Origin of the sequence: Arthrobacter sp. B10-11 (assembly GCF_033142195.1) — a bacterium.
GTDB lineage: Bacteria > Actinomycetota > Actinomycetes > Actinomycetales > Micrococcaceae > Arthrobacter > Arthrobacter oryzae_C.
Window position 1 is genome coordinate 629668 of the sequence record NZ_JAWMTH010000001.1, and the last position, 13443, is coordinate 643110.

A 13443-nucleotide genomic window follows, 5' to 3' on the forward strand; every position below is an offset into this window, starting at 1 on the left:
CCACGCCGTTTTGCACTGCCACCCGCAAAGGATTCCCATGCCCCAGGCTCCCTTCCCGTCACGGTCCCGCCGTGGCTGACAACATGCCCGCGGCCACTACGGTTCCTGCTACGGCCTCCGAAACGAGTCCGGACAACCCCTGGCCCCTGCAGCTGCTGTCCCAGAAACTCAAGGCCCACATCGACCGGACGCCCTCGGCCTGGGTGGAGGGCCAGGTCATTGAGCTGAACCGCCGCGGCGGCAATGCTTTTATGACACTCCGGGATGTGGACGCCGAGATTTCCCTGCCCGCCTCCATCTGGTCGAAGGTGCTGGATCGCCAGGAGGTTCCTTTGGAACGGGGCTCCCGGGTCGTGGCGCTCCTGAAAGCCGAATTCTGGCTCAAGACCGGACGCCTGAACATGTCGGTCAAGGACATCCGGCCGGTGGGACTCGGCGACCTGCTGGCGCGGATTGAGCGGCTCCGCCACGCGCTTTCCGCGGAAGGACTCTTTGCGGATTCCCGGAAGAAGCGCCTCCCGCTCCTCCCCCACCGCATCGGGCTAATCACCGGCCGCGATTCCGATGCGAAGAAGGACGTGCTGCGCAATGCCGCACTCCGGTGGCCCGCCGTCGAATTCGAGGTCCGGGAAGTCGCGGTGCAGGGAGCCACTGCCGTCTCCCAGATCATGGGTGCCCTGCGGGAACTCGATGCTGACCCGCACGTTGACGTCATTGTGATTGCCCGCGGCGGCGGTGCCCTTGAGGACCTTCTCCCCTTCAGTAATGAGGAGCTGATCAGGGCGGTGTCCAACGCGTCCACCCCGGTGGTCAGCGCCATAGGACACGAAGCGGACCGCCCCATCCTCGACGACGTTGCGGACCTTCGGGCCTCCACGCCCACGGACGCCGCCAAGCGGATCGTTCCCGACGTGACGGAGGAGCTTGCGAGGGTACGCCAGGCACGGGACCAGCTGCGGCGCGGAGTGAACCGGCTCGTAGATCGGGAATCCGACCGGCTGGCCTCCCTGCACTCGCGGCCCGTACTGGCCGCGCCTGAGTTCATGGTCAGTGCCCGCGCCGAAGACGTGGCACGGCTCAGCAGCCGCTCCCGTGCAGCCATCGGCGCGGCCGTCCTGAGGGGCGCCGACCAGATCCTCCACCTGCGTAACCAGGTGCGCTCGCTCTCCCCGCAACAGACGCTGGACCGTGGCTACTCCGTGGTCCAGGTCGCCGCCGCGGGCAAGGAAGCAGACGCTCATGGGGAAGTCGTCCGGCACCCTGCGCAGGCTCCTGAGGGCTCGGATCTTTTCGTCCGGGTTGCGGGCGGCAGCTTCAACGCCCGGTCCACGGGCGGCCACCGGATGACCGGCAGCTGAACAGGTCCTGCGCCGGAGGCAAACCGGCGACGTCCATCCATTTACCATCAGCAGGGAGCAACACATTGGCAGCAGAACAGATTCCGAATGCGGACATCGAAGCACTCAGCTACGAGGAGGCCCGGGAGCAGCTCGTCGCCGTCGTCGGCAAGCTGGAAGCCGGCGGCGCCAGCCTGGAGGACTCACTCGCGCTGTGGGAGCGGGGCGAGGCCCTGGCCAGGCGCTGTGAGGACTGGCTGGAGGGCGCCCGCAAACGGCTGGCCGCCGCCCGGAGCCAGGCAGGGCCGGAGTCTTAGCCCCCAGGGCTACACCTAGCCGGCCCTGAGGTGAAACCGGAACCCGTCAGGACCGTTCCACCATGCTGCGCTCAAGGGCGACGTCGAAATCTGCGACGGGCCATTCAAGATGGAGATCTTCCATGGCCTGGAGCAGCAGCTGCTGCACGGCGATCCGCGCGTACCACTTCTTGTTCGCGGGGACCACATGCCAGGGCGCCACGTCGGTATGCGTGTTGTCGATCGCCGCCTGGTATGCGGCCATGTAGTCGTCCCAGAAGGCGCGCTCCTTCAGGTCGCCGGTGCTGTATTTCCAGTGCTTCGAGGGATCGTCCAGCCGGGCCAGCAGTCGGGCTTTCTGTTCGTCCCGGCTGATGTTCAACATCACCTTGACGATCCGGGTGCCGGAGTCCGCCAGTCTGGCTTCAAATTCGTTGATCGCAATGTAGCGTCGCTGTATCTCTTCCGGCGAGGCCCAGCCGTAGACCCGGTGGATAAGAACATCCTCATAGTGCGAACGGTCGAAGACACCCACCATTCCGGCGGCGGGGACTTCCTTCTCGATCCGCCACAGGAAGTCGTAGGATTTCTCCTCGTCGGTGGGCGCTTTGAACGCCTTGAGCTGCACGCCCTGCGGGTCCATGGCTCCCACCACGTGGGCCACGATGCCGCCCTTTCCGGCCGTGTCCATGGCTTGGAGGATCAGCAGTACGCGCTTTCTGCCGCCAAATTTGGCCTCGGCGAACAGCTGTTCCTGGAGCGTGGCAAGTTTGCCGTCGAGTTCGGCCAGGAGTGCCTGCCCGTCGGATTTTCCGCCGGGATATCCGGGGGTGGAATCAGGGTCCACGTCGGCAAGCTTGAATCCATCACCCGCCGCCAGGGTCCCGGAGGGGTGTTCGTCGAATGTTTCAATGCTTGCCATGGGAAGCCTTCCGCCGAGGTGCCACCAGTCCGGATGGCCGCGTCCCCGCGCCCGCATCCGGCTGCCGCCGCCCGGGATCCACCGGGCGGCGTTGCTGACATCAGGCTAGTTCCCCTGGTACCGGCTCAGGAAGTCCCCCATGCGGCCGATTGCCTCTTCGATGTCCTTCACGTTGGGCAGGGTGACCATCCGGAAGTGGTCCGGCCGCACCCAGTTGAAGGCGCGTCCGTGCGAGACCAGGATCTTCTGCTCGCGGAGCAGGTCCAGGACGAATTTTTCGTCGTCGCGGATATGGAAGTAGTCGGGGTCCAGTTTCGGGAACAAGTACAGTGCTCCCCTGGCCTGCTGCGTGCTGACGCCGGGGATGGCGTTGAGCAGGTCGTACGCTTTGTTCCGCTGTTCCAGCAGGCGCCCGCCGGGCAGGATCAGGTCGTTGATGCTCTGGTATCCGCCCAATGCGGTCTGGATCGCATGCTGGGCGGGAACGTTGGCGCACAGACGCATGTTGGCCAGCAGGCTGATGCCTTCAAGGTAGTCGGCGGCGTCCTTCTTCGGCCCGGAAATTGCCATCCAGCCCGCCCGGTACCCGCACACCCGGTAGGCCTTGGACAGCCCGCTGAAGGTCAGGCACAGGACGTCGTCGCCAGTCAGGCCGGCCAAGTTCACGTGGACGGCGTCCTCGTACAGGATCTTTTCGTAGATTTCATCCGCGAAAAGCACCAGCCCGTGCTTCTCGGCAAGAGCCACGATCTTCTTGAGGGTCTCCTCGGGATACACCGCACCGGTGGGATTGTTCGGGTTAATCACCACGATTCCCTTGGTCCGCGGAGTGATCTTCGATTCAAGGTCCTCCAGGTCCGGCTGCCAGCCGGATTCCTCGTCACAGAGGTAGTGCACGGGCCGCCCGCTGGCGAGTGCCACGGAGGCAGTCCACAGCGGGTAGTCCGGCGTGGGGATGAGAACCTCATCCCCGTCGTCGAGGAGCGCCATGAGCGACATGGTGATGAGCTCGCTGACGCCGTTGCCGAGGTAGATGTCGTCGACATGGATGTTCTGGATGCCGCGGGTCTGGTAGTACTGCGAAACAGCGGTGCGGGCGGAGAATATGCCGCGGGAATCGCTGTATCCCTGGGCGTGCGGCAGGTGGCGGATCATGTCCACCAGGATGGCGTCCGGCGCTTCAAACCCGAACGGGGCCGGGTTTCCGATGTTCAGTTTGAGGATGCGGTGACCCTCTGCCTCCATCTGCTGGGCGGCCTGAAGAATCGGTCCACGGATGTCGTAGAGGACATTATGAAGCTTGGTGGACTGCTTGAATTCTGCCATCCATCAAATATGCCATATGGAGGATGTACTTCTGCTGAGACGTGACTCACAGCAGGAACGACGACGGCGCCTGCCGGACCTCCAAAAGTCCGGCAGGCGCCGTCGTGGTGGTGTTGGCTGCTGTTATTTCACCAGGCCCTTGTCCTTGAGCCAGGCGGCGGCCGCATCCTTCGGGTTCTGCTTCTGGCTGCCGCTGACGGCACGGTTGAGGTCAATCAGGTCTTCCGTGGTCAGGATCCTGGAAACCGAGTTGAGAGCTTCCTTCGCCTTGTCCGTCATCTTGGCCTTGTTGTACAGCGGAAGGACCTGCTGCGCGATGAAGTTGTTCTTGGGGTCTTCCAGGACCACCAGGTCATTGTCGGCGATGGCCGGCGTCGTGGTGTAAATGTCCGCGACCTGGACCTGGTCCTCCAGCAGCGCCTTGACCGTGATGGGACCGCCGCCGTCGCTGAACGGTTCCAGCTTCTTGGGCTCGCAGCCGTAGTTCTTCTTCAGCCCCGGCAGGCCGTAGGCGCGCTCGGCGAACGTGGCCGGAGCTCCCACCACCAGCTCGCTGCAGACCTTGGCGAGGTCTTCGATCGACTTGAGCTGGTACTTCTCCGCCGTCGCCTTGGTGACCACCATGGCGTCCTTGTCTTCAGCCTTGGAGGCCTCCAGCACAGCCAGTCCCTCGGGCAGCTTGGCCGGCAGCGCCTTGTAGATGTCCTCGGCCGAAACCTCGGCGGCTTCCTTGTCCACGTGCAGCAGGAGGTTGCCGCTATAGTCCGGAATGACGTCCACGGAGCCGTCCTGCACAGCCTTGAAGTACACTTCGCGGGACCCGATGTTGGGCTTGGTGCTCGCGGTGACTCCGGCTGCATTCAGTGCACCGGCATAGACCTCGGCGATGATCTGGCTTTCGGGGAAATCGGCAGAGCCGATGACCAGCGCAGAGCCTGATCCCGAACCGCCGGTCGCGGGCGCGCTTCCCAGCGGGTCCGACCCGCCGCCGCAGGCGGACAGCGCCAGGGCCAGTCCGACGCCGGCGGCCAGGCCGCCGAAGGCGCGACGGCCCAGGATACTAGGGTGGGTTTCCTTCATGATGTACCTCCTTGAACAACAGGCTCCGCGGACACGGGGCCTGTGAGATTGGCCGGTGCCTGCTGGCTCCGGCGGGGCATGGCAGGGGCTCCCCGCGACAGGAACAGCCTCTGGAAAACAGCGAGCACAAGATCGACGGCAATTGCCAGCGCTGCGATCAGCAGCGAGCCGCCCAGCATCTGCGGAAAATCGGACAGCACCAGGCCGTCGAAGAGGTACCGGCCCAGGCCGCCAAGGTTGATGTACGCCACCACCGAGACGGTGGCGATCACCTGGAGCACGCCGGTCCTGAATCCGCCGAACATCACCGTAAGGGCATTGGGAAATTCGGCCCGGAACAGCACCTGCAGTTCGGTCATGCCCATGGCACGGGCCGCATCCACGACGTTCCGGTCCACGCTGGCAATCCCGGCGTACGTGCCTGCGAGCAGCGGAGGAACGGTGAGAATCACCAGGGCCCAGATGGGAGGCATCAGTCCGATACCGGCTAGGAGGACGAAGAGCGTCAACAGGCCAAGGGTGGGCAATGCCCGGAGCGCGCCCGCCAGGGCAACCACCGCCACCCGGCCGCGGCCGGTGTGGCCGACGTAAAGGCCGACGGGGACGGCTATGGCCGTAGCGATCAGCATCACCAGGCCCGTGTACTGGAGGTGCTCGGCCAGCCGTGCGGGAATGCCCGTGCTTCCGGTCCAGTGCAGCGGGTCGCCCAGCCAGGCGAACGTATCCGTAAAGACGTTGCTCATGCGGAGGCACCCCCGGTCCTGACATCGGACAACCGCTCCGCCGCCGAAGGGAGATCGGTTTTGTCCGTTCGGGCCGCCGCCCTGGTCCAGGGGGTCAGAAGCCGTTCCAGGAGTACCAGGACCGCGTCCATCAGCAGCGCAAGGACCAGAATGGCAATTATCCCGACCATTACTTCAGTAATGAAGCCCCGTTGCAGCCCGGAGGTGAAGAGCATCCCGAGGTTCCCGATGCCCAGCAGAGCCGCCACGCTCACCAAGGAGATGTTGCTGACGGACACCACCCGTAGTCCGGCGAACAGCACGGGAAGGGACAGCGGGAGGTCGATCTGGAGGAAACGTGCAGCGGGCTTGAAGCCCATGGCGACGGCGGCCTGGCGGAGGTCTTCATCCACGGAGTCGAAGGCGTCGAGCGCGGCCCGCACCAGGAGGGCCACCGCGTAGATGGTGAGAGCAACGATGACGTTGACCGGGTCCAGCACCCTGGTTCCCAGGATTGAGGGGAGGATGATGAACAGGGCGAGGGACGGAATCGTATACAGCAGTGACGTCGCCGTAACCACCACGGAACGCAGGGTCCTGTTCTGCCGCGCGAACTGGGCCAGCGGAATCGAAAGCAGCAGGCCGAATACCATCGGCAGGATGGCCAGCACCAGGTGCTGGCCGGCCAGTTCGAACACCCGTCCGCTGTTGGCCAGAAACCATTCCATCAGAGGGCGCCCTGCCGGACCAGCCGGGCCGATTCAATGACGGCAAGCACCTCATCCGCCCGGAGGACACCGGCGAACCTGCCGTCGGCGTCAACGGCCACGCCCAGGCCCGACGGCGAGGACAGTGCCGCGTCGAGGGCACGCCGGAGCGTCTCGCCTTTCCGGAACAGCGAGCCGCCGGGGATGAGCGCGGACCCCGCACCAGGGCTGGACCAGCCCAGTGGACGGGAGTCCGCGTCCACCACGAGCAGCCAGTCGCCGCCCCCCGGAGCCGCCGTTCCGGATACGAGGTCGCTGTGGCTGATCGTTGGCACGTCATGCAGGGTGACGGCGTCGGACGGGCTGAACGCAAGGTGGCGGAACCCCCGGTCCTTGCCCACGAAGGAAGCCACGAAGTCGTTGGCCGGCGCCCGGAGGATCTCCTCGGGCGTGGCGTACTGCGCCAGCTTGCCTCCCGTGGCAAACACGGCAACTTTGTCTCCAAGTACAGTGGCTTCGTCGATGTCGTGGGTGACGAAAACGATGGTCTTGGCCAGGTCCCGCTGCAGGCGGAGGAGCTCCTGCTGCAGTTCGTCACGCACCACGGGATCCACGGCGCTGAACGGTTCGTCCATCAGGAGCACGGGCGGATCGGCGGCGAGCGCCCGCGCCACTCCGACCCGCTGCTGCTGGCCGCCGGATAACTGGGACGGGTAGCGCTTTCCGAGAACTGAAGCCAGTCCGACGACGTCCAGCAGTTCCTCGGCGCGCTTGCGCGCCTCCGTTTTGGAGACGCCGTTCAGCCGCGGAACAGTGGCGATGTTGTCCACGACGGAGCGGTGGGGCATGAGTCCGGAGGACTGCATCACGTAGCCCATTGACCGCCTCAGCTGCGCAGCCGGCACCGAGGTGACGTCCTTCCCGTCCACGGTGATGGTGCCCGACGTGGGCTCCACCATGCGGTTGATCATCCGCAGGGAGGTGGTCTTCCCACAGCCGGACGGACCCACAAATACCGTAATGGAGCCCTTGTCGATGGACATGGTGAGGTTGTCCACGGCCGGCTGCCCGCTTTGGTACTGCTTGGTGACGCTCTGGAATTCGATCATGGCTTCAGCCATTTCCGGGCTTACCTAACTGTTGGCGGCAACATCGGACGGTCAAGCCGGAAGATCATAAGCTTCCTGATTTTCGGCTGTAAAGCAGGGTACACACAGCGTAACCAGCGGCATCGACAAAGTCAGCGGTACCGCGGCTACCGTAAGCATTCGGTGACCTTCGCCTGTTGGATGGGTGGCGACGCCGGACTGCGTTATGTGCCGCACCCCGGCATCACCTCCTTCTCACCCGCGGCGGTTCACTTTCGCTTCCGCTTGCCCCGTTTCCCGTCGCCGCCGGTGCGGTCGCCGGCATCCTCCTGCCCGTAGCGTTCGGCCGCACGCTGGCTCTTGCCGGCCACCACAACCTTCTGGTGCCATTCCCGCTGGTAGGCCCGTCGGGCTGCTACATCGTGCCGGCGGTTGAGCGCCGCGAGCTCACGCTGGAGCTTCAGGTAGCTCTCCCACCGGCGCTCCTCGAGGGCCCCGTCAGCGAGCGCCGCCTGGACGGCGCAGCCGGGTTCGCGATCGTGCGCGCAGTCAGCGAAGCGGCACCGGCTGAACAGCCCCTCAAGATCGCCGAACATCTCGCCCATCCCGTCGTCCGCGTCGAAGAGCCCGAATCCGCGGACGCCGGGGGTGTCCATCAGAACAGCTCCGCCGGGCAGCGGGACAAGCTCCCGTGCGGTGGTGGTGTGCCTGCCTTTGCCGTCGCCGGAGCGGACGGGACCGGTGTCCTGGGCGTGATGCCCGGCAAGGGCGTTGATCAGCGTGGACTTCCCGGCACCGGAGGGTCCAAGCAGGACGAGGGTCCCGCCGTCGGGCACGTGTCCGAGCAGTTCGTCGAGGCCATCGCCGTGCTCCGCCGATGTGGTGACCACAGCGACGCCGGCGGCTTGGAGGATGACCTTCCCGACGACGTCGTCCGCGATGTCGGCAAGGTCCGCCTTGGTGATGATCACCAGCGGGGTGGCCCCCGAATCCCACGCCGCCACCAGCGTCCGCTCCAGCCGGTTGTGGGTGAGCGGCCGGTCCACGGGGACCACGACGCCCACCACGTCGACATTTGCGCCCAGCACTTGGGCTTCCGAGGACGCTTCGAAGGCCCGCTTGCGGCTGAGCGCCGACTGACGGGGCAACACCGCAATGACGGCGGGCTCGCCTGCTGCGTTGACGCCGAGCCACACCCAGTCACCGGTGGCGGGGATGTCGCCGTGGACCGGGTAGGGCAGGTGACGGAGCTCCGCGGCCCCGGCGATCAGGACCCTGTTGCGGTCGACGCGGACCACCCGCCCGGGGCTCTCTCCGCCGGGGACGGGGTGGGCGGTGAACAGTGCAGCCGTCCGTGCTGTGAAGCCGTAGTGCACGGGTCCGGCCACGGCCGGAGCTGACTGGTTGGTTACTGAATTTTCTGCGGCCAGAACGTGGCCTGAAGTTGTTTTCAATGGAGAACCTCTGGTGAGGCCCCGTTGGCACGGACTCCGTTTTAGTTCAGCGCTAAGCAGCTGCCGGGAGTCAGGACGTGCGTTTAGCCGGGGCAGGATTAATGACGTTGCTGGCGCTCGTGGCGCGCAGGAATATTGCAGTCATCGTCTCCACCTCCCCCGTTTCTGCGGTCATGACTTTCGAAGTCGGACCGTCCTCTTCGCCGGCACTTTCGCCGGCGGCTTTTCAAGGGTAAGCCTACGGGTGCCGGGTTGGCTAGGGGTTGGGGTCCGGAGTTAGGAGTTCGGAGTCGGGCGCTGCCCGTAATCCGTTCTTCGGCCTAGAGTTGGGTCTGTGACGAACCTTGAAGTGAGCCCCAAAGAAGAACTGTGCCCGCCGGGACAGCCCGGAGGCTACACGGGAAACGGCCCGTGCCTGCAGTTGTGGCCGGCACGGGAAGTTCCGCTCGGAGGCGTCCGCGCCATGAACGTCTTCCGGACCCTTCCGCAACGGGGCCTCCCCACCGTTGGTGCTTGGTGCTTCCTGGACAGTTTCGGCCCGGACCGGGTCGCCATGTCCGTCCTGCCGCACCCGCACACCGGCCTGCAGACAGTGACGTGGCCGCTCGCGGGCAACATCAGGCACCGCGACAGCGTGGGCAGCGACGTCATCGTGCGTCCGGGCGAGCTCAACATCATGACGGCGGGCCATGGCGTCTCCCACTCCGAGTTCGCCGTGCTGCCGCAGCAGCCGGTTCCCGGCACGGAGGGCGGGGCCGGAACGTCCGACGCCGGAACGGAGCTGCCGCTGCAGCGCGGCCTGCAGTTGTGGGTCGCCCTTCCGGACGGCGAGCGCCACCGGGCCCCGGCGTTCGAGCAGCACCGCGACCTCCCGGAAGCGGGCGGAGACGGTTTCACGGCAACAGTGATGGTGGGGAGCTTCGCCGGAGTGGCATCTCCGGCCACCATGTATTCGCCGATTGTCGGTGCGGACATCAGCTGCGCCGGAACCGTCGCCCTGCCGCTCAACCCCGAGTTTGAGCATGCGGTGCTGGTGCTCGACGGCGGCATCACCCTCGACGGTCAGGACGTCCCGCCGGGCCCGCTGGGCTACCTCGGCACGGGCCGCCGCCGCCTGGAGCTCGAGGCGCTGCCGGACACGCGATTCATCCTGCTGGGCGGGGAACCGTTCCAGGAGGAGCTGCTGATGTGGTGGAATTTCGTGGGCAGGACCCACGATGAAGTGGCGCAGGCCCGCCAGGACTGGGAGGCCCAGGCGGACCTTCAGGACCCGGCCGCAGACGCCTCACGGTTCGGGCTGGTCCGCGGACACGGGCCGGAGGCCGGAACCGAAGCCGGGCGCATTCCTGCTCCTCCCCTGCCGGGTGTCCGGCTCCGCCCCCGCACGCGTTCCTGACGGACCCGCTGGGGGCCTTGGGAAGTCCGGCAGCTATCCCTGCTCGGCCACCAGTTGCAGGACGCCGAAGACGGGATCCTGTTCCAGGACACGAACATCCGTCACGCCTTCGGCGGCCAGGCTGCGCTTGAAGGAATCCTGCAGCCGCACAACATTCATGCCGAGGCCGCTGCCCAGGATCACCGGCCCTTGGATTCCCAGTTTCCTGAGGGCCTGCGCGGCCAGGCCGGCGAGGTCCCTGCCGGCCTGCTCAACAAGCGCCTGGCTGGGGGTGTGGCCTGAGTCGGCCGCCTCCACCACCAGGCGGGCCTGCTGGGCCCAGTAGCGGCGTCCCGTCTCCGGGGAGTGGAAAAGCGCTATCAGCTTGTTGGGATCATCGATGTTGCAGGACCGCAGGAGTGCCGTGGTGAGGTCGTCGGGTTCCAGGCCCTGGTTCATGCGGCGAAGGCTGTGTCGGACAGCTTCACGGCCGAGCCAGTAGCCGCTGCCCTCGTCACCGAGCAGGTAACCCCAGCCGCCGGCCCGGGCCTCCTCGCCGCCGGCATTCTTGCCCCACGCTGCGGAGCCGGTCCCCGCAATGACCGCTACTCCGGTGCTTGCGCCGCCGGCCGCCAGCAGCAACCGGGAATCGTGGACCACCGTGATTTTTGCGCCGGGAACATGGGGGGCGATCAGCGCTGCGAGCGCAGCTGCGTCGTCGTCTGTGTCGATGCCTCCGGCACCGGCGTACACCTGGGCGATCTCCCCACCGCCGATCTTCGCAAAGAGCTCGGCCAGATGGAGTGCCGCCTCTTCCCGGCTGACATTCTGTACATTGGAGCTTCCGACGCTTTCATCAGCCACCACCTGTCCGTGTTCGAAGCGGACGCCGCGCGTTTTGGTGCCGCCGATATCCAGGCCGATTACCGCGCCGGACGGCGAAGCCGGCGGTGCGGCAGGCCGGGCGGCGGGGACACGGCCGGTGGAAGGAACAGAATCCGTTGCCGGCAGGTTGTCAGAATTAGTCACGAGAACAGACTACTGATTCGCTACAGGGAGCAGGGAATGACAGGCGCCATCTTCGGGACACGGATCATTGCGGCACCGATGGCCGGGGGCACGTCGACACCCCGGTTCGTGCAGGCTGTGCACCAGGCCGGAGGATTGGGTTTCCTCGCCGCCGGCTACAAGACCGTGGAATCCATGCAAACCGACATGCGCGAAGTCCGCGCGGCAGGTGCCCGCTTCGGCATGAACCTCTTTGTCCCCGACCGCTCACAGCTGAATCCGCCGGCCCTCTTCAGGCAGCAGCTCGAAGGTTACCGGCGGAGCCTCGAAGCGGACGCCCGCCAGTACGGGGTGGCTCTTCCCGGGCTCCGGCTTGACGACGATGACGAGTGGCAGGGCAAGATCGACGCCCTGCTGGCGGATCCGGTGGAGTTTGTCAGCTTCACTTTCGGGCTCCCGGGGCAGGCCGAAGTTAACGCGATCAAGCGCGCCGGCTCCACCGTGGTTGCCACTGTCACCGGCACGGCGGAAGCCGTGCTGGCGGCAGACCGGGGCGCAGACGTCCTCGTTGTCCAGCACGGCAGCGCGGGCGGCCACAGTGCAGCATTCCTGCCTGCGGGAAGCACCTCGGACTCCCCCGGCCCCGCGACGACCGCGGAGCTGCTCGCCGCTGTGCGCGCCGTCGTCGGACTTCCCCTGGTCGCGGCCGGCGGGATCATGGATTCGGCCGGCGTGGCCGCAGTATTGGCTGCGGGCGGAACGGCGGCGCAGCTGGGCACGGCATTTCTGCGCAGCGACGAAAGCGGCGCGCGCCAGCTCCACAAGGACGCACTCGCCGGCCAAGGCTTCACGGAGACCCGAATGACGCGGGCCTTCACCGGCAGGCAGGCGCGGGCACTGGTTAATTCCTTCGTCAGGGACCATGAAGATGCACCGGAAGGCTACCCGGCCATTCACCACCTCACCGCTCCGATCCGTGCGGCGGCGGCCGCGGCGGGCGATCCGGAGAAGCTGAATCTTTGGGCAGGAACGGGCTGGCGGCAGGCAGCCGCCGGCACTGTCGCCGCTATCATGGACGGCCTGCTCGCGGAGGCGGCTCCGTCCTGATCGTGCGCGGCGGCAGGCCCCGGTCCTCGCCGGGTCAGCCTCCGGACCGTGCCCGGATGAGTCCCGCAAGCAGTGCCGGCCCCTCGGCCAGGACCATTTCCCTGAACAACCCGACCTGGTCCGGCTCGGAGTCATGGCCGCTGCGGCGTTCACGCCATGCCAGTCCGATTTCACGGAACGCGAGTCCCGAGTCCAGCGGCACCTCCACCCAGCCAAGGTTCCCCGTATCCGGAGTTACCGTCCGGCCGGGAGCCTGGCCGCCGGACGGCAGGATGCTGACGCCAAGCCCGGCGGACACGAGCCCCCGGACCGTGTGGGAGTCCTGGCTTTCGAAGGCGATGCGCGGGCGGAAACCCGCCTCGCGGAACAGGGCATCCGTCAGAGAGCGCATGCCGTAGCCGTGCCCCATCGCCACGAAGGGATCCTGCCTGATGTCCCCAAGCCGCGCGCTCTTCCGGCCGGCCAGTGGATGTTCATGGTGCACCACCAGCCGCAGCGGTTCCCGGTACAACGCAGCTGAGCCGATGCTGCGACCCGCGGTGGCGACGGGCGCCGTCAGGGCGAGGTCGGCCGTCCCGGCCGCGAGTTCCGCGAGGCAGCCGTCCCGCGCACCCTGGCTGAGGTCGAAGGCCGTCTGCGGGTGGCGGCGGTGGAACGCGTTGATCAGCAGCGGCAGCGTCGCCTCGCCAAAAGTGTGCTGGAACGCCACGGCGATCCTGCCCCGCACCACCTCGGATTCGTGCCTCACCAGGTCCAGCCCGGTCCGGAATTCGTTGAGGGCCGCGTCAATGTAAGGCAGCAGTGCTTTGGCCGCGGGCGTCAGCCGGACTCCCCGGCCCTCGCGGATGAGCAGTTCGGTGCCCACCACGGCGCTGGCGCGGGCGAGTGCCCGGCTGACGGTGGACTGGGGAATGCCCAGCAGTTCTGCTGTTTCGGTTACGTGCTGGGTACGCCCCAGTTCCGACAGGACGGGAAGCAACGGCAGCAGCTGCGCGAGCTGCTTGTGCTCAATGTCCATCAT

General features: G+C 66.5%; 13 protein-coding genes. 4 read left to right on the forward strand and 9 right to left on the reverse strand.

The features are described 5' to 3' along the window. Positions 1-83: 83 nt before the first annotated feature. Both xseA and RW112_RS02950 read left to right on the forward strand, forming a co-directional pair. Complete coding sequence (gene xseA / locus RW112_RS02945) at positions 84-1358, forward strand: exodeoxyribonuclease VII large subunit (protein ID WP_411709860.1); 1275 nt, start codon at positions 84-86, stop codon at positions 1356-1358. 65 nt (positions 1359-1423) lie between these two features. Continuing rightward, complete coding sequence (locus RW112_RS02950) at positions 1424-1654, forward strand: exodeoxyribonuclease VII small subunit (protein WP_317780348.1); 231 nt, start codon at positions 1424-1426, stop codon at positions 1652-1654. A 46-nt stretch (positions 1655-1700) separates the two neighbouring features. On the opposite strand, the gene RW112_RS02955 is transcribed toward RW112_RS02950, so the two are convergent. From RW112_RS02955 to rsgA, 7 genes are all read right to left on the reverse strand, one after another. Continuing rightward, the gene (locus RW112_RS02955) at positions 1701-2555 is read right to left on the reverse strand and encodes a polyphosphate kinase 2 family protein (RefSeq protein ID WP_317780349.1); all 855 of its coding nucleotides are present in this window, start codon (positions 2553-2555) and stop codon (positions 1701-1703) included. Positions 2556-2660: 105 nt separating this feature from the next. Further along, complete coding sequence (locus RW112_RS02960; RefSeq protein WP_305941693.1) at positions 2661-3881, reverse strand: pyridoxal phosphate-dependent aminotransferase; 1221 nt, start codon at positions 3879-3881, stop codon at positions 2661-2663. 123 nt (positions 3882-4004) lie between these two features. Then, positions 4005-4961 carry an ABC transporter substrate-binding protein gene (locus tag RW112_RS02965; protein WP_317780350.1) on the reverse strand — a complete coding sequence of 319 codons (957 nt, stop codon included), beginning with the start codon at positions 4959-4961 and terminating at the stop codon, positions 4005-4007. Further along, a complete protein-coding gene (locus RW112_RS02970; protein WP_317780351.1) occupies positions 4958-5704 on the reverse strand; it encodes an ABC transporter permease in 747 nt (248 codons plus the stop codon). The genes RW112_RS02965 and RW112_RS02970 overlap by 4 nt, the downstream gene beginning before the upstream one ends. After that, positions 5701-6411, reverse strand: a complete 711-nt coding sequence (locus RW112_RS02975) for an ABC transporter permease (RefSeq protein WP_305941696.1) — start codon at positions 6409-6411, stop codon at positions 5701-5703. The genes RW112_RS02970 and RW112_RS02975 overlap by 4 nt, the downstream gene beginning before the upstream one ends. Next, complete coding sequence (locus RW112_RS02980) at positions 6411-7511, reverse strand: ABC transporter ATP-binding protein (protein ID WP_317780352.1); 1101 nt, start codon at positions 7509-7511, stop codon at positions 6411-6413. The genes RW112_RS02975 and RW112_RS02980 overlap by 1 nt, the downstream gene beginning before the upstream one ends. A 236-nt stretch (positions 7512-7747) precedes the next feature. After that, the gene (rsgA, locus tag RW112_RS02985; protein WP_317780353.1) at positions 7748-8932 is read right to left on the reverse strand and encodes a ribosome small subunit-dependent GTPase A; all 1185 of its coding nucleotides are present in this window, start codon (positions 8930-8932) and stop codon (positions 7748-7750) included. A gap of 334 nt (positions 8933-9266) precedes the next feature. Between rsgA and RW112_RS02990 the strand changes: the two genes are divergently transcribed. Continuing rightward, on the forward strand, positions 9267-10328 hold the full coding sequence (locus tag RW112_RS02990; RefSeq protein WP_317780354.1) for a pirin family protein: 1062 nt from the start codon (positions 9267-9269) through the stop codon (positions 10326-10328). Between the two features lie 33 nt (positions 10329-10361). On the opposite strand, the gene RW112_RS02995 is transcribed toward RW112_RS02990, so the two are convergent. Beyond that, positions 10362-11336, reverse strand: coding sequence for an N-acetylglucosamine kinase (locus RW112_RS02995; RefSeq protein ID WP_411709849.1), 975 nt, complete (start codon positions 11334-11336; stop codon positions 10362-10364). Positions 11337-11372: 36 nt separating this feature from the next. Here RW112_RS02995 and RW112_RS03000 point away from each other — a divergent pair, with 36 nt between their 5' ends. Continuing rightward, positions 11373-12422 carry a nitronate monooxygenase gene (locus tag RW112_RS03000; RefSeq protein WP_317780355.1) on the forward strand — a complete coding sequence of 350 codons (1050 nt, stop codon included), beginning with the start codon at positions 11373-11375 and terminating at the stop codon, positions 12420-12422. Positions 12423-12456: 34 nt separating this feature from the next. Here RW112_RS03000 and RW112_RS03005 read toward each other — a convergent pair whose 3' ends face one another. After that, on the reverse strand, positions 12457-13440 hold the full coding sequence (locus RW112_RS03005; RefSeq protein ID WP_317780822.1) for a LysR family transcriptional regulator: 984 nt from the start codon (positions 13438-13440) through the stop codon (positions 12457-12459). Positions 13441-13443 lie beyond the last annotated feature (3 nt).